This window comes from Mesorhizobium sp. WSM4848 (assembly GCF_055811375.1).
In genome coordinates this window covers 42166-60423 of the sequence record NZ_JBVVPX010000039.1, presented here as the reverse complement: position 1 = coordinate 60423, position 18258 = coordinate 42166, and the positions used below count along the sequence as shown (strand labels likewise).

Here is an 18258-nt window from a genome sequence, read left to right as displayed (position 1 = left end):
GCTGCGGCCTCGCCGGTTGAACGGCGGACGGTGCGATCAGGAGGCGCCCCACACCTTACGCCACAAAAAGAACGAATATTCCATATTGACTGGCAGATGGAATTAATATTCCATACCTTTTCGGGGAGGGGGTTTGGCAATGAGGATCGGCACTCCCTTCCGGTCGAGGCATAGGCAGGACGACACGAAACACCGCTTGCGTCGACCGGACCGATGCATTATCAAAATCCGGCAAATGTTTTTTATTGATAAAGTTCCGTTTGGGCAACGCCTATCCAAACCGAGCTTCCGCTACGTTCACCGGGCGACCTAGGGAGGAAGTCTAATGAAATTCGTGACCAGCATTCTCAACCGCCGCGCATTCGTGGCGCTCGCCGCCGCCTCGATGCTTGCCGGCGTGATGCATTCGGCGCCGGCTTCGGCGGCGGACGTAACCATTCCGATCATCGTCAAGGACACCACCTCTTTCTACTGGCAGATCGTCCTGGCCGGCGCCCGCAAGGCCGGCAAGGACCTCGGCGTCAACGTGCCTGAGCTTGGCGCCCAGGCCGAGACCGACGTCAACGGCCAGATCTCGATCCTCGAAAACGCCGTCGCCGGCAGCCCGGCTGCCGTCGTCATCGCACCGACCGAGGCCAAGGCGCTCGGCAAGCCGATCGACGAGGCAGCCACCAACGTCAAGATCATCGGCATCGATTCCGGCGCCGACTCCAAGGCCTTCACCTCGTTCCTGACCACAGACAATATCCAGGGCGGCCGCGTCGCTGCTGACGGGCTGGCGGCCGCGATCGGCGAAGCCAATGGCGGCAAAATCAAGGGCGACGTCGCCCTGATCACCGCGCTTCCCGGCGCAGGCTCGCTCGAGCAGCGCGCCCAGGGCTTCAAGGAACAGCTTGCCGCCAAATATCCCGGCCTCAAGCTCATTGCCGACAAATACGCCGACGGCCAGGCCACCACCGGCCTCAACATCGCGACCGACCTGATCACCGCCAACCCGAACCTCAAGGGCATCTTCGCCTCCAACCTGATCATGGCGCAGGGCGTCGGTCAGGCGATCGCCGAGAACAGCCTGGCCGGCAAGGTCGGGTTGGTCGGCTTCGACAGCGATGAGAAGCTGATCAAGTTCCTCAACGACGGCGTCATTTCGGCTCTCGTCGTCCAGGATCCGTACCGGATGGGCTATGACGGCATCAAGACGGCGCTCGCCGCCTCGAAAGGCGAGAAGGTCGAGGCCAATGTCGACACCGGCGCCAACCTCGTCACCAAGGCCAACATGAAAGAACCCAAGATCGACGCGTTGCTCAATCCGAAGCTCGACTGAGCATCGCCACAGGCGCATTGTTTCCGGGGCTTTTGTCCCGGAAACAACCCACACTCGCGCCAATCGTGAGGCCAATCTGGGAGGCCAATCTGGGAGGATTGTCATGACGTCGACGGCGCAGGAACTGCATCCGGCCCCAACGCTGGAACCGGGCAGGACGATCCTCGAACTCAAGGGCTTGGAGAAGCGATATCCCGGCACGCACGCGCTGAAGCCGGTTAGCCTCGCCTTCAAGGCCAGCGAAATCCACGCCATTGTCGGCGAGAACGGTGCCGGCAAATCCACCCTGATCAAGCTTTTGACCGGCGTCATGCCGCGCACCTCCGGCGATGTCATCTGGGAGGGCAAGCCGGCAGCGCTGGCGACGCCGCATGAGGCGATGGCGCTCGGCATCAATGCCGTGCATCAGGAGGTCGTTCTGTGCCGCCATCTCACTGTCGCGGCCAACATGTTCCTCGGCGAGGAGGATTCCCGCTTCGGCATCCTGCAGCAGCGGGCCATGGTCAGGGAAGCGCAGAAGATCATCGACGATCTCGGCTTCGATTTGCCGGCGCATGTCGTGCTGGGTGACCTGACCATAGGCCAGCAGCAGCTGATCGCCGCCGCCCGCGCCACCGTGCGCGGCACCAAGTTCCTGATCTTCGACGAACCGACTGCCTATCTCACCCGCAAGGAAGCCGACCAGCTGTTCACGCTGATCCGCCGGCTGAAGGGCGAAGGCGTCACCATCATCTACATCAGCCACCGCATGGAAGAGGTGTTCGAGCTCGCCGACCGCGTCTCGGTGCTGCGCGACGGCACGCTTGTCGGCACCAGGAACATCGCCGAGACCAACGACGCCGAGCTGGTCAAGATGATGATCAACCGCTCGATCGAGCAAGTCTATCACAAGGAGCATTTTACCCCGGGCGCGACGCTCCTCGAAGCCAGAAATCTTTCCGGCAAGGGCTTCGAAAATGTCTCGATGACGGTCCGTGCCGGAGAAATCGTCGGGCTCTACGGCCTGATCGGCGCCGGGCGCAGCGAGTTCGTCACCACGCTCTACGGCCGTCACCGCAAGTCGGCCGGCCAGATCCTCTGGGAGGGCAAGGAGGTTCAGGTCAACTCCGAGCATGACGCTATCAGGCTCGGCATGGCTCTGGCGCCGGAAAGCCGCCGCGACCAGGGCCTCTGCCTCAACCTGCCGGTTGGCCTCAATCTCAATCTGCCGATCTACAAGCGCATCTCCAGCAATCTGCTGATCTCCAGCGCACAGGAGAAGACTGAGGCGGATCGCCAGATCGCCAATCTCAGGATCAAGACGCCGACGCGCAACGCGCTGGCCTCCAGCCTGTCCGGCGGCAACCAGCAGAAGATCGTCATCGGCAAGTGGCTAGCGCACGGCGCCAAGCTGTTCATCTTCGACGAGCCGACAGTCGGCGTCGATGTCGGCACCAAGGCCGAGATCTACCGCCTGTTCAGCGAACTGTTGTCCAATGGCGCCGGCATCATCCTGATCTCGTCTTATCTGCCCGAGGTCTATGAACTGGCCGACACGCTGCATGTGTTCCGGCGCGGCAAACTGGTGGCCACTCATGGTTTCCACACTGCCGACCATGAGGAGATCCTCACCCAGGCGCTGGCCGAGAAACAAGAAAAACCGGGAGGACAGATATGAGCACCGAGGCGATCCCGGCCGAAAGGCCGAAACGCAACTACAACGCGCTGTTCGGGCTGACGCTGCTGGCGCTGCTGGTTCTTTTGTGGGTCATCCTGTCGGTGGCGACGCCGAGCTTCGCCTCCGCCAACAACATCTCGAACCTGCTGCGGCAAGGTTCGATGATCGCCATCCTGGCAGTCGGCCAGACATTCGTCATCATCACCGGCGGCATCGACCTTTCCGTCGGCGCCGTCGTTGGCTTCGCCACCGTCATCGTGGCGATGCTGATCAATGCCGGCGTGCCGATCTACCTCGCCATCCTGATCACCTTGCTGGTCGGCGTCGCCATCGGCCTGTTCCACGGCTTTGGCATCGTCAAGATGGGCCTGCCGCCCTTCATCATCACGCTGGCGACGCTGACCTCGCTGCGCGGCATCGGCCTTTTGATGACCAACGGCAACTCGATCTCGATCAACAACGACGCCTTCCAGCTGTTTTCGCGCAGTTCGTTCCTCGGCGTCCCCAATCTGTTCTGGATGGTGATCCTGGTCGGCATCCCGGCATATGTCTTCCTGCATCACAGCCGCTGGGGCCGGTATCTGTTCTCGGTCGGCTCCAACGCCGAGGCATCGCGTCTGTCCGGCGTCAACGTCCAAAGCACCATCTACATGGCCTATACGCTGTCGGGCCTCTGTGCGGCTTTTGTCGGCGTGCTGCTTGCCTCGCGCATCGGCATCGGCAATCCGACGCAGGCCGAGGGCTGGGAATTGCAGGCGATCGCCTCGTCGGTGATCGGCGGCACCTCATTGTTCGGCGCCGTCGGCTCGGTGCACGGACCGCTGCTCGGCGCCTTCATCCTCGCCACCATCAACAACGGCGCCAATCTCTTGAACGTCAATGCCTTCTGGCAGCGCATCATTACCGGCGTGCTGATCATCGTCATCGTCTATTTCGACGGCCTGCGCCGCCGCGGCAAGTAGACCATCTTAACAACCGCCGGCCCGGCGATCGGGCCGGCGGTGCCATGAACCGACTGGATCAAAGCATGAAAGCCGTCATCTGCCGTTCGCCCGGCGATCTTGTTGTGGAAGACCGCCCGGCGCCGAGCGCACCACCGCCGGGCTGGGCGCTGGTCGCGGTCAGTCATGTCGGCATCTGCGGCACCGACTATCACATCTTCGAGGGCAAGCATCCGTTCCTCGCCTATCCCCGCATCATGGGTCACGAGGTCTCCGGCACCGTGATCGAGGCCGGCGAAGGCGTCGTCCTGGCCGTCGGCGGCCCGGTGATCATCAACCCGTATCTCGCTTGCGGCAAATGCATCGCCTGCCGTCAAGGCAAGCCGAATTGCTGCGTCAGGATCGAGGTGCTCGGCGTCCACTGCGACGGCGCCATGTGCGAACGGATCCTGGTGCCGGCGCAAAATCTTTATCCGGCAAACGGCCTGTCGCTGGCCGATGCCGCCGCCGTCGAATTCCTGGCGATCGGGGCGCATGCCGTGCGGCGCTCGCTGGCTGCCCCCGGCGCGCGCACGCTGGTCATCGGTGCCGGGCCGATCGGCCTCGGCACGGCGCTGTTTGCCCGCATCGCCGGTCTCGACGTGACGCTGCTCGACATGAGTGCCGAGAGGCTGGGTTTTGCCGCAAGCGAACTCGGCTTCGCCACCCTCGATGGTTCACGGCAGTCTGCGACCGATCTGGTGCGGGAGGCGACCGGCGGCGAAGGTTTTGACGTGATTTTCGATGCCACCGGCAGCACCCAGTCCGTCCAGTCAGCCTTCGCCCATGTCGCGCATGGCGGGACGCTGGTCCTGGTCAGCGTCGTCAAGGACGACATCGTCTTTTCCGATCCTGAATTCCACAAGCGCGAGATGACGCTGATCGGCAGCCGCAACGCTCTGCGCGTCGACTTCGACCATGTCGCTGCCTCGATCCGCGATGGTGCTGTGCCGCTGGCAAAGCTCGTCACCCATCGCACGACGCTTGGCGAGACGCCGCGCGACCTCGCCCGTTGGGCGCATGCGAAATCCGGACTGATCAAGGCCGTCATCCAGGTCGGATGAACCGGACTTAAAGCGCCGATATCTTGAGCTCGACCCGCTCAGCCGGAAACCGGGTTTCGGCGAACTGGATCGGCTGGCCGTCCGGCGTGACGTTGACGGCGACCGTGACCAGCACGATGGCGCCGGGCTGCAGATTAAGATCGGCAAGGTCTGCGGCGTCCGCGTGGCGGGCCGACAACACCGTCGATTGCCTGAGATAGTCACCGATGCCGAAACGCTGGAATGAGGCGGTCACCGATCCGGTTTCGGCCATGGCGGCATCGATGCCGGCGAAGCGTCCCGCGTCGAACCAGCCGGTGGCACGCGAGACCGGTTGCCCATCGGCTTCGCCGCGGGTCTCGAGGCGTATTACAACAGAACCCCTGGCAAGCCCCAGACCTTCGGCGACGCGCCGACTGGCCGGCTCGACCGCCGATTCGAGCAGCACGCTGCGACGCTCCGACGCCTGCCCTTGCAGGCCCTCCGAAAAACGGGTGCGCGCTCCGATCGGATAGGACAGGCGCTTGCGCGACAGCACAAAAGTGCCGCGCCCCTGTTCGGCCCTGAGCACGCCATCCTGCACCAGCGCGGCGATGGCGCTGCGCACCGTATGGCGGTTGACGCCATAGCGCTCGGCCAGTGCAACTTCCGGTGGCAGCGCAGCATTCTCGGCAAAGTCGCCGACGGCGATCGACTGCAAGATCTGGTCGGCGATCTGCCGCCACAGCGAGACGCCGCTGCGCCGCTCTATGCTGCCGGCAATCTGCTGCCCGATCATTTCTTGCCCCAATCTTTTTGCCCATGTCACGCACACGTCATGGACACGCATTAGAAAATAGATATAATTTGTATAGTTGTCTATATCAATCGACAAATTTTCGATGCAAGGGAATGTTAACCATGCGAGGACAGGAAGCGCGCGATCAGGCCGAGCGCAAGACCGTCATGGCAACGCTGGCGCAATCGACCGGCGACGATATCGTCCGCCTGTGGAACGAAGCCGGCCTGCCTTCTGAGGCGGAACTCCTGCGCGGCCCCGAGACCGGCCTGGTCACCGTGCGCGGCCGCATCGGCGGCGGCGGCGCGCCGTTCAACGTTGGCGAGGCGACGGTCACCCGCGCCACCGTTCGGCTCGCCTCCGGACAGGTCGGCCACTGCTACGCGCTGGGCCGTGACAAGCAGAAAGCAAAACTGGCGGCTATCGCCGACGCGCTCTGGCAGGACCCTGCCATGCGCCGCGAGGTCGAGACCAAACTCATTGCACCGCTGCAGGCCGCACTGGCCAGCGCACGTGAACGGCGGCGCGCCGAGACGGCGGCAACCAAGGTCGATTTCTTCACCATGGTACGCGGAGAAGACTGATGGGCATCGCAACGGAAGCGATCGAGGGCGGCTTTGCCGATCCGGTGTTCGACGCCCAGACGGTGTTCCGCGCCGTGATGGACGCAATGGCGCGGCCGGGCACCCTGCAGCCCCTGCCGGTCTTTGCCCGCCCGCCAGCGCCGCTGTCGGCCATTGCAGGCGCCATCGCGCTGGCGCTGTGCGACAACGACACGCTGCTCTGGCTCGACCCCGCCTTGCAGGCTCCAGCGACGGTGAGATCCTGGCTCGGCTTCCACAGCGGCGCGGCACTGGCCCACACGCCAGCCGATGCGCATTTCGCGCTGATCGCCACGCCGGCCGAGATGATGGCGCTCGACGGCTTCTCACAAGGCACACAGGACTATCCCGACCGCTCGACGACGCTGATCCTGCAGGTGAGCGATCTCGTCTCAGGCGCCCCGCTGCTGCTCGAAGGTCCTGGCATCGAAACAACCGTGACAATCGCGCCGGCGCAGATGCCGCGCCACTTCGTCGAACAATGGAAGCAGAACAATCAGCGTTTTCCGCGTGGTGTCGACATTATCCTCGCCACCCCGGAAGGCGTTGCCTGCCTGCCGCGCACGACGCGCATCAAGACGATGGAGGCGTGATATGTATGTCGCGGTAAAAGGCGGTGAAGCGGCCATTGCCAACGCCCACGCCCTGCTCGCCGACCGCCGCCGCGGCGACCGTTCCGTGCCGGCGCTTCGCCTCGACCAGATCGTCGAGCAGCTGGCGCTCGGCGTCGACCGGGTGATGAGCGAAGGTTCGCTCTACGACCGTGAATTGGCGGCGCTGGCCATCGTTCAGGCGCGCGGCGACATGATCGAGGCGATCTTCCTGGTCCGCGCCTATCGCACCACGCTGCCGCGCTTCGGCTACACCAGGGCGATCGACACCGGCGCGATGCTGGTCGAGCGGCGCGTATCGGCGACCTACAAGGATCTTCCCGGCGGCCAGTTGCTCGGCCCGACCTTCGACTACACGCACAGGTTGCTCGATCCCGAGCTTGCCGCCGGCGGCGATGTCGCCGAGCCGCTGCAGCGCGCCAGCGACGCGGACGCCATGCCGCGTGTCTCCGCCATCCTCGCCCGCGAAGGCCTGATCGAACCCGACGGCGACATGCCGCAGGACCATATCCCCGGCGACATCACCCGCGAGCCGCTGGAATTTCCGATGGCGCGCGACATCCGCCTGCAGGCGCTGTCACGCGGCGACGAGGGTTTTTTGCTGGCGCTCGGCTATTCCACCCAGCGCGGCTATGCCCGCAACCATCCGTTCGTCGGCGAGGTTCGCATCGGCGAGGTCGAGCTGGAACTCGACGTGCCGGAGCTGCCATTCGCCGTACCGCTCGGTTCTGCGCGTGTCACCGAGTGCCAGATGGTCAACCAGTTCAAGGGCTCGGCCAAGGCGCCGCCGCAATTCACCCGCGGCTACGGCCTCGTCTTCGGCCAGAGCGAGCGCAAGGCGATGGCCATGGCGCTATGCGACCGCGCGCTTCGTGCAACCGAATTCGGCGAAGACGTCGTCGCCGCGGCCCAGGACGAGGAGTTCGTCATCTCGCACTCCGACAATGTCCAGGCGACCGGCTTCGTCGAGCACCTCAAGCTGCCGCACTATGTCGACTTCCAGGCCGAGCTCGATCTGGTGCGCCGCATGCGCGCCGAGCATGACGCCCGCGAGAACGGCGGCAAGATGGAAGAAAAAAGGGAGGCCGCGGAATGACCGCACAACCGACCGATATCGCCACCTACAACTTCGCCTATCTCGACGAGCAGACCAAGCGGATGATCCGCCGCGCGATCCTCAAGGGCATCGCCATTCCCGGTTATCAGGTGCCGTTCGCCTCGCGCGAAATGCCGATGCCCTATGGCTGGGGCACCGGCGGCGTCCAGGTCACCGCCTCGATCATCGGCCCCGACGATGTGCTGAAGGTCATCGACCAGGGCGCCGACGACACCACCAATGCCGTCTCGATCCGCGCCTTCTTCAGGAAGGTCGCCAATGTCGCCGTCACCACCGAGACGGCCAAGGCGACCATCATCCAGACCCGTCACCGCATTCCCGAACATCCGCTGACATCGGGCCAGGTGCTGGTCTATCAGGTGCCGATCCCCGAGCCGCTGCGCTTCCTCGAACCGCGCGAGACGGAAACGCGGAAAATGCATGCGCTGGAGGAATACGGCCTCATGCATGTAAAACTCTACGAAGACATCGCCAGGCACGGCCGCATCGCCACCACCTACGCCTACCCGGTCAAGGTCGAGGGTCGCTATGTGATGGACCCGTCGCCGACGCCGAAGTTCGATAACCCGAAAATGCACCGTTCACCGGCTCTGCAGCTGTTTGGCGCCGGCCGCGAAAAGCGCATCTATGCGCTGCCGCCTTTCACCGACGTGATCAGCCTCGACTTCGAGGACCATCCGTTCGAGGTGCAGACCTTCGACCAGCCCTGCGCACTGTGCGCAGCCGAGAACGTCTATCTCGACGAGGTCATCCTCGACGACCATGGTGGCCACATGTTCGTCTGCTCCGATACCGACCATTGCGAGAAACGGCGCGAGCGAGGCCATCGCGGCCACCTTGCGCCCGAGACGATGGAGCCAGCGCAATGAGCGACGAGCCGCTGCTGCGCGTTTCAGCGCTGTCAAAATTCTACGGCTCGCGCATTGGTTGCGAAAACGTCAGCTTCGACCTTTGGCCGGGCGAGGTGCTGGCTGTGGTCGGCGAATCCGGATCCGGCAAGACGACGCTGCTCAACTGCCTGTCGACCAGATTGCTGCCGAGCTCCGGCACCGCCAGTTACCGCATGCGCGACGGCCAGTTCCGCGAGCTTTACCGCATGAGCGAGGCCGAGCGCCGCTTCCTGATGCGCACCGACTGGGGTTTTGTCCACCAGAATCCCACCGACGGGCTGCGCATGACGGTGTCGGCCGGCGCCAATGTCGGCGAGCGGCTGATGGCGGTCGGCGACCGCCACTATGGCAATATCCGCGCCACCGCCGTCGACTGGCTGTCGCGCGTCGAGATCGACGAGGACCGTATCGACGACGAACCACGCGCCTTTTCCGGCGGCATGCGCCAGCGCCTGCAGATCGCCCGCAACCTCGTCACCGGGCCGCGGCTGGTGTTCATGGACGAGCCGACCGGCGGCCTCGACGTTTCGGTGCAGGCGCGCCTGCTCGACCTGTTGCGCGGCCTGGTCACCGATCTCGGCCTGGCGGCCATCGTCGTCACCCACGACCTTGCGGTGGCGCGTCTGCTGTCGCAACGCATGATGGTGATGAAGGACGGCCGCGTCGTCGAAAGCGGCCTCACCGACCGCGTGCTCGATGATCCGCGCGCGCCCTACACCCAGCTACTCGTTTCTTCGATCCTGCAGGTGTAACCATGGCAACCCCGCTCGTCGTCGCCGATGTCGCCAAGAGCTTCACCATGCATCTGCGTGACGGCATCAAACTGCCTGTCGTCGCCGGCGTGTCGTTCTCGATCAGGAGCGGCGAATGTGCCGTGCTCGGCGGCCCCTCCGGCGCCGGCAAGAGCTCGATCCTGAAGATGCTCTACGGCAATTATGCCGTCGACGCAGGCCAGATCATCGTCCAGCACGAGGACGGGCTCATCGATCTGGCGACGGCCAGCCCACGCACCGTGCTTGCCGTGCGCCGCCTCACGATCGGCTATGTCAGCCAGTTCCTGCGCACCGTGCCGCGCGTCTCGGCGCTGGATGTCGTCGCCGAACCGCTGGTCGAGCGCGGCGAGGACCGTGAGGTCGCGCGCAACAAGGCACGCGCCTTGCTGGCGCAACTCAACCTGCCGGAAAAGCTCTGGATGCTGCCGCCGGCGACCTTTTCCGGCGGCGAGCAGCAGCGCGTCAACATCGCGCGCGGCTTCATAACCGAGCACCCGATCCTGCTGCTCGACGAACCGACCGCTTCGCTCGACGCCAGCAACCGCGACGTGGTGATTGCGCTGATCGCGGCCAAGAAGGCGGCCAGCGTCGCCCTGCTTGGCATCTTCCACGACCACGACGTGCGCGAGGCAGTGGCCGACCGCGTCATCGACGTGACCGCTTTTGCCGCCGGGAAAATCGCCGCGTGACCCGAAAACTGTCGGAAACGCCGCTTGTCCACGAGACAGCGGAAGTCGACAACTCGACGCTCGGCCGCTGGACCGAGATCGCCGAAGGCTGCCGGCTTTCGGAAAGTACGGTCGGCGACTATTCCTACATGATGCAGGACTGCAGTGCCTGGTGCGCGACGATCGGCAAATTCGCCAACATCGCCGCCAGCGTGCGCATCAACGCCACCAACCATCCGACCTGGCGGCCGACGCTGCACCATTTCACCTATCGCGCCTCGGACTATTGGGACGACGCCGAGCACGAGAGCGAATTTTTCGCGCAGCGCCGCGCCAAACGGGTCACCATCGGCCACGACACCTGGCTTGGCCACGGCTCGACCATCCTGCCCGGCGTCAGCGTCGGCGATGGCGCAGCGGTCGGCGCCGGCGCCGTGGTGTCGAAGGACGTCGCGCCCTACACCATTGTCGGCGGCGTGCCGGCCAAACCGATCCGCGAACGCTTCGACCGCCGTACGGCGGAACGCTTTCAGGCACTCGCCTGGTGGGATTGGGACCATGCCCGCCTGCGCGCCGCGCTCGACGATTTTCGCGCGCTTTCGGCGGAAGCATTTCTGGAAAAATACGGCGGTTAGTGAATGGTCAATAGTGAATGGCGGCAGGGAAGCCGTTCTTATCACCATTCACCATTCACCATTCACCATTCACCATTCACCATTCACCATTCACCATTCACCATTCACCATTCACCATTCACTTGATCGAACTGCGGCCGCCGGCTCGCCCCCTTCCAGGCTGTGGACAGTAACAAATCTGACATCAATCCGACACCGCGGCTTCACGCGGCTGCGCTAGCCAAGGTTAACAGACCTTCGAAACGCGACTGGACTGGAACTTGCCTATGTCAGCAACCGCAGCCACGCTCGAAATCCGCGGCGTCACCCGTCGGTTTGGCAGGAACACCGCCGTCAGCAATGTCGAGATCTCGATCCCGCACGGCCAGATGGTCGGCATCATCGGCCGCTCCGGGGCCGGAAAGTCGACGCTTTTGCGGATGATCAACCGCCTCATCGATCCCAGCCAGGGCTCGATCTTCTTTGACGGCGCCGAAGTCTCCAGCCTGCGCGGCTCGCTGCTCAGGCGCTGGCAGCGCGATTGCGCCATGATCTTTCAGCAATTCAACCTGGTGCCGCGCCTTGACGTTTTGACCAATGTGCTGCTCGGGCGGCTCAATCACCGCTCGACCCTTGTCAATCTGCTCGGTGTCTTCTCCCGCGAGGAACGGGCCGAGGCAATCGCCGCGCTCGAACGTCTCGACATCGCCCGCACGGCTCTGCAGCCAGCCGGCACCTTGTCCGGTGGCCAGCAGCAGCGCGTTGCGATTGCCCGCGCCATGATGCAGCAGCCGAAAGTCATCCTCGCCGACGAGCCGATCGCCTCGCTCGACCCGCTCAACGCCAAGGTGGTGATGGATTCGCTGCAGGACATCAATCTGCGCGAGGGCCTCACCGTCGTCACCAATCTGCACACGCTGGATACCGCGCGCACCTATTGCAACCGCATCATCGGCATGGCCGCCGGCAAGGTGGTGTTCGACGGCCCGCCCGAAGACCTCAATCGGGAGGCCGTGCGCATGGTCTATGGCGCCAACAGCAATGGCGGTGAAATCTCCGAGGCGATCACCTCGACCAGCGTTGCCATCAAGCAAAAGATCGCCGCATCCGCCGGACCGCTCGAGCCGGCATTTCCCGGCTATTAGCTCCAAGATCCCGGCCAGTGGATACCGGTATACGAGTATACGAAAGCAGACGACGACAGAGCGCCCGGACCGCCAGTCCGCATCAAGGCCGGCGTAAAACGCTTCCGGCGCGACGCCGGAACCAACAGGAGAGACGCGAAATGTTTAGAAAAATACTTTTCGGTGCCGTTTCCATCTTCGCCATGGCGGTGGGCGCGGTTCAGGCACAGGACCTGAAGGAATTCCGCGTCGGCATTCTGGGCGGCGAGAACGAAGCCGACCGCCTGCGCAACTACCAGTGCTTCGCCGACCACATCAAGCAAGTCCTCGGCGTCGAAAAAGTTTCGCTGTTCCCGGCCGCTGACTACGACGGCGTCATCCAGGGCCTGCTCGGCGGCACGCTCGACTTTGCCGAGCTCGGCGCTTCCGCCTACGCCAAGGTCTATCTCGAAAACAAGGACGCGGTTCAACCGATCCTGACGACGATCCAGACCGACGGCTCGACCGGCTACCGTGCGGTCATGGTCGCGCGTGCTGATTCCGGCATCAAGACGCTCGCCGACATGAAGGGCAAGAAACTCGGTTTCGCCGATCCCGATTCGACTTCTGGTTACCTGATCCCGGTCACGTCACTGCCCAAGGACATCGGCATGGATGTGAAGAGCTACTTCGCGTCGACCGGTTTCGGCGGCGGCCATGAACAGCTTGTCCTTGAAGTCCTCAAGGGCACGTTCGATGCCGGCACCACCTGGGCTTCCGGCGTCGGCGACTTCAACGACGGCTACAGCTCGGGCAATCTGCGCAAGATGGTCGACAAGGGCGTCCTCAAGATGGATGACCTTGTCGAACTGTGGCAGTCGCCGCTGATCCCGAACGGCCCGCTGGTCTTGCGTACGTCGATCGACGCCGGCGCCAAGCAGAAGATCACCGATTTCCTGACCAAGCTTCCGGAAACCGATCCGGCCTGTTTCTCGGCGATTCAAGGCGGCGATTACAAGGGCTATTCGCCGGTTACCCCGGAATTCTACCAGCCGATCATCGACGCCCGTAAGGCGAAGATCGGCTCGTAAAGCAAACTGCCAAAACGCCGCCGGAGCCATGTGCTGCCGGCGGCGTTGCCGCATCCGGGGCCGGGGATCTATCGATGAGTGCGACCGACGTTTACCGCGCGCCCGCGCTTTCACCCGAGGCAGCCACCGTCGAGCGGCACTGGCGCGACCTCGCCGCCCGCCGGCGCCTTTACACGATCGGCGGCCTGGTTTTCCTGTTTCTTGCACTCTCTGGCTCGCTCTGGTTCGCCAACGAAACCAACGCCGGAAAGTTCTTCGATCGCCTTCCCTATGTCGCCGACTTTTTCGCCGAGTTGAAGCCACGCGACTGGTTCGACCCGGCGCGCGCGCTGTTCGACCTACCGTCCCCCTATGACGACGGCAGCCTCAAGTTCGACTACCCGGAGGGCCGGGTCTACCTGACCCAGAGCATCTACATTCCGGAGTATTTCCACCGGATGGTCGAGACGCTGAACATCGCCCTGTTTTCGACGCTGGTGGGCGCCACGTTCGGTTTCCTGCTCTGCTTCTTCGCTGCAGGCAATATCACGGCCAGCCGCTGGCTCCGTTTCTTCACGCGCCGCTTCCTTGAAATTGTCCGCGCCTTTCCGGAAATTGTCATTGCGGGCTTTTTTCTGGCGATTTTCTCATTAGGACCAATTCCTGCGATCATTGCGGTCAGCATCCATACCGTCGGCGCGCTCGGAAAAATGTTCTTCGAAGTCGTCGAAAATGCCGACATGAAGCCTGAAGAAGGCTTGCGGGCCGTAGGCGCCAATTGGGTCGAACGGGTGTGGTTCGGCATCGTGCCTCAGGTCCTGCCCAACTTCATCAGCTATTTCCTGCTCCGCTTCGAGATCAATGTGCGCGCTTCGACCATACTTGGCGCCGTCGGCGCCGGCGGCATCGGCGAATCCCTGCGTCTTTCGATCGGCCGAGGCCATGAGGCCAAGACCATCGCCATCGTCTTTCTGCTGTTCTGCACGATTGTCGCCGTCGACCAGTTTTCAGCATGGCTGAGACACCGTCTTGTCGGCCGGCAGGCGTTCGCATACGGGCGCGGAGAGTAGTGCAATGAATGCTGAGGCCATCAACGACATCGCCGCTCGCCATCCGGACGCGTTCCGGCGCTCGCTGTGGAAACGCTACGCCACTCCGATCGGCATCCTTCTTTGCATTCTCTACACCTTCTATTGTTCGTGGTTCTTCTCCGTCACCAGCGTTCTCGAAAAGGCGAACTGGAACCTTGCCGGCGCGTATCTCGCCGACTGGGTGTCTTACGAAATCCGGCCCGACATCGAATTCAAGGACAATCATCTGACAATCGACTACTCCCGCTTCTCCAAGCTGGGATCCAATCCAGATCCCGACTGGGTGGCCAAGCAGATGGCCGTCATCGAGCGGCCAGGTCGAGGCAGCGCCGGCGCCGGCGATCGCAACCAACAAGTCGTCGCAGGATTCGTTCATGGCGCCTGGTGCGCCAACTGCCGAGAACCCAGCCGCCGCGTCGGGCCAATCCGCTCTGCGGTGCCTGAAACGGTGCGCGAAAACGCCGTCGTGGCGGCGACCGTCACCCTTGGCAATGGCCAGATCGCCGTCACGCCAAACCTCGTCACCGTGACGCGCGGCGCCGAAAGCGTCGTCTTTGACATCGCCAAGGGCAGTTCTGTCACGCCGCGCACACCGCTGCCTGACTGGATCGAGCAACGCAGGCCAGGCTCGACAGCCTATGTCTCGTTCGGATTTCTCGGCCGCGCTGAGGTGCAGAACGACGAGGTGGTCGCCTGGCGACGTTTCTTCGGCTGGGCCAATTTCGTGTTCGACACCAACTCGCCATTCTGGGGAAAGCCGTTCAGCGAGGTCGCTTCACTGATCGTCTCCGGGGTTCGCATCGAACCGTCACGGTCAAACGCGGCGCTCGCCTGGGACAACATTTTGAACAACGCCGAGTGGCAGCACGGCGACGTTTGGCTGAAACTCTTACAGACCATCGTCATGGCTTTTGTCGGCACCGTGCTGGCCTCGATCGTCGCCTTTCCGCTCGCCTTCCTGGCTGCGCGCAACGTCACGCCGAGCCGCATAGCCAACCAGGTGACAAAGCGCTTCTTCGATTTCCTGCGCTCGGTCGACATGCTGATCTGGGCGCTGTTTTTTACGCGCGGCTTTGGTCCTGGACCGCTGGCCGGCATGTCGGCTATCTTCTTCACCGACACCGGAACCCTCGGCAAACTTTATTCCGAGGCGCTGGAGAACATCGACGACAAGCAGCGCGAGGGCATCCGCTCGGTCGGCGCCACGCCGGCAATGGTGCAGCGCTACGGCGTGCTGCCCCAGGTTCTGCCGGTATTCCTCAGCCAGTCCCTCTATTTCTGGGAATCGAACACCCGGTCAGCGACGATCATAGGCGCTGTCGGCGCCGGCGGCATCGGCCTGAAATTGTGGGAGGCCATGCGCACCAACACCAACTGGGCCAATGTTTTCTACATGGTTCTGCTTATTCTGCTTGTCGTTTTTATCTTCGACAACATCTCCAGCTATCTCCGACGCAAACTGATGGGGGGTGTCGGCAACAACGAGCGGCGCGTTTCCGCCCGGCCGCCGGCCACTCAGATCGCCTGAGGGAAAGGCTTGGCTGCAGCTAGGCACCTACCTTTTTCCAGCCGCTCCTGATGTGCTTGTAGCCGTCGCGGTAGACGGCTTCAGGGCTTTCCGAAAAATCGCGCCAGACCTTGGTGGCCGCCGCCAAATCTTTCAGCGAGCGGCCGAAGGCCTCGATCGTCAGCCAGTCGTCATAGCCGCTCTTGCGGATGGCTGAAAACGTCTCTTGCCACGGAATGTGGCCGCGCCCCGGCACGCCGCGATCATTCTCCGAAATATGGATATGGACGACATTTTTGCGGTTGCGCGTATAGGCGGCGATCGCGTCGGTCTCTTCGATATTGGCGTGGAAAGTGTCGTACATCGCCTTGATGTGCGGCCGGTCGATTGCATCGACATGCTCCGACAGATCGTCCATCGTGTTGAGCAGATAGCATTCGAAGCGGTTGAGCGCCTCCAGCCCGATGGTGACGTTTTTGTTGCCGGCATGATCGCCGATGGCGCGTTGCGAGGCGACGGAGCGTTTTTTCTCCGCCGCCGTCGGCCCGCTGCCGGAGAAGGCGCCGAGCGTCGAATGCAGCGGGCCGCTCAGCGTTCTGGCGCCAAGCGCTTGTGTGCAGTCGATCGCCCATTTCATATAGTCGATGCCGGCCTTGCGCGTTGAGGCATCGGCCGCGATCAAATTCATCGCCGGATCGCCCATCGCCGAAACGGCGGTGCGTTCCAGCCCGATGCGGTCGAGCAGCGCGCCGAGCTTTTTGTAATCGTCCGACGTGCCGGCAAAGATCGGTATCTCGACGCCGTCGAAGCCGGTCGCCTTGATGTCCCTGAGCAGCGGCTCGTGTTTCTTCGACACGGCCGTCGTCCACAAAAACATGCACATGCCGATTTTCATCGACGTCCCCTTCCTATCATTGCCAATCGCACAAGGGGTGTTGAGATTCAGGTCACGCCGAGCCGGAGTCGAAGACGGGCGCGAAGCGACCAAACTAGGTAGTTTCCGAGAACCGGAGCGGAGCGTACTTTTGGTACGTGAGCACCGGAAGCGCAGGAAACTGCCGTTGTAGGCCGGCATCACCTGAAGATCAGCACCCCGATCAGAGCTTCGTCCAGGCCCCGTTCTTCCTCGACGACTTCACGCAGGCTTCGATGAAGGCCATGCCTTCGACACCGTCCTGGATGGTCGGGAAGATGACATCCTTAGCCGGCTTGCCGCCTTTGCGGCGCGCAGCGCGGATGGCGCGGGCCGCCTCCTGGTAGATGTTGGCGAAGCCTTCGAGATAGCCTTCCGGATGGCCTGACGGAACGCGGCTGACGCGCCCGGCGACGGGCAGCGCGCCGGCGCCATTTCGGGTGATCAACTGCTTCGGCTGGCCGAACGGCGTGTACCAGAGGTAGTTCGGGTCGGCCTGCACCCATTCAATCCCGCCCTTCGAGCCGTAGATGCGCAGCTTCAGCCCGTTCTCGTGGCCGGGCGCCACCTGGCTCGCCCACAACATGCCCTTGGCAGGGTGCGACTTGCCGACCGGCTTGAAGCGCAGCATGACGTTGACATTGTCGTCGAGCAGCCGCCCCGGCACGAAGGCGTCGAGATCGGCGGAAAGCGCATCGAGCTCAAGCCCGCAGACGAAGCGCGCGAGATTGTAGGCATGCGTGCCGATGTCGCCCAGCGCCCCGCCGGCGCCGGCCTGTTTGGGATCCGAGCGCCACGCTGCCTGCTTCTGGCCGGTGGCGGCAAGGTCCTCGGTCAACCAGTCCTGCGGATATTCCGACTGGACGATGCGGATGTTGCCGAGCTGCCCCTTGGCCACCATCTCGCGCGCCTGCCGCACCATCGGATAGGCGGTGTAGTTGTGGGTGAGGACGAAGACCTTGCCGGTCTTTTCGACCAGTGCCGCCAGCTTCTTCGCTTCCGCCAACGTCGTCGCCAGCGGCTTGTCGCAAATGACGTGGATGCCGGCTTCGAGAAACGCCTTGGCCGCCGGCACATGCACATTGTTGGGCGTGACGATGGCCACCGCCTCGATGCCGTCCGGCCGCTTGGCCTCGGCCTTGGCCATCTCGGCGAACGAGCCGTAACTGCGCGCCGGATCGAGCCCAAGCTCCTCGGCCGAAGCCTTGGCACGCGCCGGGTCGGATGACAGGGCACCGGCGACCAGCACGAACTCATGGTCCATGCGCGCCGCAATCCGGTGCACGGCACCGATGAAGGCGCCTTGCCCGCCGCCGACCATGCCGTAGCGGATCGGGCCGCCTCCCGTTTCCGACTTCGATGCGCCGACCATGATTTTTCTCCCTCATCTGAAATACCCCTCCCCCTTGAGGGGAGGGTGGCCCGAAGGGCCGGGAGGGTCGGTCCATGCCGAGCTCTACGCCCAGCGACCCCACCCCGATCCGCTGCGCGGATCGACCCTCCCCTCGAGGGGGAGGGAA

At 63.5% G+C, this 18258-nt stretch carries 18 protein-coding genes; 15 read left to right on the top strand and 3 right to left on the bottom strand.

Going from position 1 to position 18258, the window contains the following annotated elements; all coding sequences use genetic code 11:
* The first annotated feature begins 325 nt into the window (after window positions 1-325).
* The 4 genes from AC0L16_RS27975 (at window position 326) to AC0L16_RS27960 (ending at window position 5022) form a co-directional block, all read left to right on the top strand.
* On the top strand, window positions 326-1321 hold the full coding sequence (locus AC0L16_RS27975) for a substrate-binding domain-containing protein (RefSeq protein WP_473624565.1): 996 nt from the start codon (window positions 326-328) through the stop codon (window positions 1319-1321).
* Between the two features lie 103 nt (window positions 1322-1424).
* The gene (locus AC0L16_RS27970; protein ID WP_473624564.1) at window positions 1425-2978 is read left to right on the top strand and encodes a sugar ABC transporter ATP-binding protein; all 1554 of its coding nucleotides are present in this window, start codon (window positions 1425-1427) and stop codon (window positions 2976-2978) included.
* The gene (locus tag AC0L16_RS27965; RefSeq protein WP_473624563.1) at window positions 2975-3940 is read left to right on the top strand and encodes an ABC transporter permease; all 966 of its coding nucleotides are present in this window, start codon (window positions 2975-2977) and stop codon (window positions 3938-3940) included. Before AC0L16_RS27970 ends, AC0L16_RS27965 begins: the two co-directional genes overlap by 4 nt.
* A 65-nt stretch (window positions 3941-4005) precedes the next feature.
* Window positions 4006-5022, top strand: a complete 1017-nt coding sequence (locus AC0L16_RS27960; protein ID WP_473624561.1) for a zinc-binding alcohol dehydrogenase family protein — start codon at window positions 4006-4008, stop codon at window positions 5020-5022.
* Window positions 5023-5029: 7 nt separating this feature from the next.
* Here AC0L16_RS27960 and phnF read toward each other — a convergent pair whose 3' ends face one another.
* Window positions 5030-5779, bottom strand: a complete 750-nt coding sequence (gene phnF / locus AC0L16_RS27955; RefSeq protein ID WP_473624560.1) for a phosphonate metabolism transcriptional regulator PhnF — start codon at window positions 5777-5779, stop codon at window positions 5030-5032.
* Window positions 5780-5901: 122 nt separating this feature from the next.
* On the opposite strand from phnF, the gene phnG reads away from it, so the two are divergent.
* The 11 genes from phnG to phnE (AC0L16_RS27900) all read left to right on the top strand — a co-directional run bounded on the left by phnG (window position 5902) and on the right by phnE (AC0L16_RS27900) (window position 15846).
* Window positions 5902-6363, top strand: a complete 462-nt coding sequence (phnG, locus tag AC0L16_RS27950) for a phosphonate C-P lyase system protein PhnG (RefSeq protein ID WP_473624559.1) — start codon at window positions 5902-5904, stop codon at window positions 6361-6363.
* Window positions 6363-6974 carry a phosphonate C-P lyase system protein PhnH gene (gene phnH / locus AC0L16_RS27945; protein WP_473624557.1) on the top strand — a complete coding sequence of 204 codons (612 nt, stop codon included), beginning with the start codon at window positions 6363-6365 and terminating at the stop codon, window positions 6972-6974. The genes phnG and phnH overlap by 1 nt, the downstream gene beginning before the upstream one ends.
* Before the next feature lies 1 nt (window position 6975).
* The gene (locus AC0L16_RS27940; protein ID WP_473624556.1) at window positions 6976-8088 is read left to right on the top strand and encodes a carbon-phosphorus lyase complex subunit; all 1113 of its coding nucleotides are present in this window, start codon (window positions 6976-6978) and stop codon (window positions 8086-8088) included.
* Window positions 8085-8978, top strand: coding sequence for an alpha-D-ribose 1-methylphosphonate 5-phosphate C-P-lyase PhnJ (locus tag AC0L16_RS27935; RefSeq protein ID WP_473624554.1), 894 nt, complete (start codon window positions 8085-8087; stop codon window positions 8976-8978). The genes AC0L16_RS27940 and AC0L16_RS27935 overlap by 4 nt, the downstream gene beginning before the upstream one ends.
* Complete coding sequence (phnK, locus tag AC0L16_RS27930) at window positions 8975-9751, top strand: phosphonate C-P lyase system protein PhnK (RefSeq protein ID WP_473624553.1); 777 nt, start codon at window positions 8975-8977, stop codon at window positions 9749-9751. Before AC0L16_RS27935 ends, phnK begins: the two co-directional genes overlap by 4 nt.
* A 2-nt stretch (window positions 9752-9753) precedes the next feature.
* Window positions 9754-10461 (top strand): phosphonate C-P lyase system protein PhnL, encoded by a 708-nt coding sequence (gene phnL, locus AC0L16_RS27925; RefSeq protein WP_473624552.1) that lies wholly within the window; start codon window positions 9754-9756, stop codon window positions 10459-10461.
* Window positions 10458-11075 (top strand): DapH/DapD/GlmU-related protein, encoded by a 618-nt coding sequence (locus AC0L16_RS27920; RefSeq protein ID WP_473624550.1) that lies wholly within the window; start codon window positions 10458-10460, stop codon window positions 11073-11075. Before phnL ends, AC0L16_RS27920 begins: the two co-directional genes overlap by 4 nt.
* Before the next feature lie 266 nt (window positions 11076-11341).
* A complete protein-coding gene (gene phnC, locus AC0L16_RS27915) occupies window positions 11342-12199 on the top strand; it encodes a phosphonate ABC transporter ATP-binding protein (RefSeq protein WP_473624549.1) in 858 nt (285 codons plus the stop codon).
* Between the two features lie 140 nt (window positions 12200-12339).
* The gene (gene phnD, locus AC0L16_RS27910) at window positions 12340-13248 is read left to right on the top strand and encodes a phosphonate ABC transporter substrate-binding protein (RefSeq protein WP_473624548.1); all 909 of its coding nucleotides are present in this window, start codon (window positions 12340-12342) and stop codon (window positions 13246-13248) included.
* A gap of 74 nt (window positions 13249-13322) precedes the next feature.
* Entirely contained in the window at window positions 13323-14297 is a 975-nt protein-coding gene (phnE, locus tag AC0L16_RS27905; RefSeq protein ID WP_473624547.1) for a phosphonate ABC transporter, permease protein PhnE, read from the top strand.
* Window positions 14298-14301: 4 nt separating this feature from the next.
* Window positions 14302-15846, top strand: coding sequence for a phosphonate ABC transporter, permease protein PhnE (gene phnE / locus AC0L16_RS27900; protein ID WP_473624545.1), 1545 nt, complete (start codon window positions 14302-14304; stop codon window positions 15844-15846).
* A 19-nt stretch (window positions 15847-15865) separates the two neighbouring features.
* Here phnE (AC0L16_RS27900) and AC0L16_RS27895 read toward each other — a convergent pair whose 3' ends face one another.
* Window positions 15866-16720 carry a sugar phosphate isomerase/epimerase family protein gene (locus AC0L16_RS27895; protein WP_473624544.1) on the bottom strand — a complete coding sequence of 285 codons (855 nt, stop codon included), beginning with the start codon at window positions 16718-16720 and terminating at the stop codon, window positions 15866-15868.
* Between the two features lie 202 nt (window positions 16721-16922).
* Window positions 16923-18110, bottom strand: a complete 1188-nt coding sequence (locus AC0L16_RS27890; RefSeq protein WP_473624542.1) for a Gfo/Idh/MocA family protein — start codon at window positions 18108-18110, stop codon at window positions 16923-16925.
* Window positions 18111-18258: the final 148 nt, after the last annotated feature.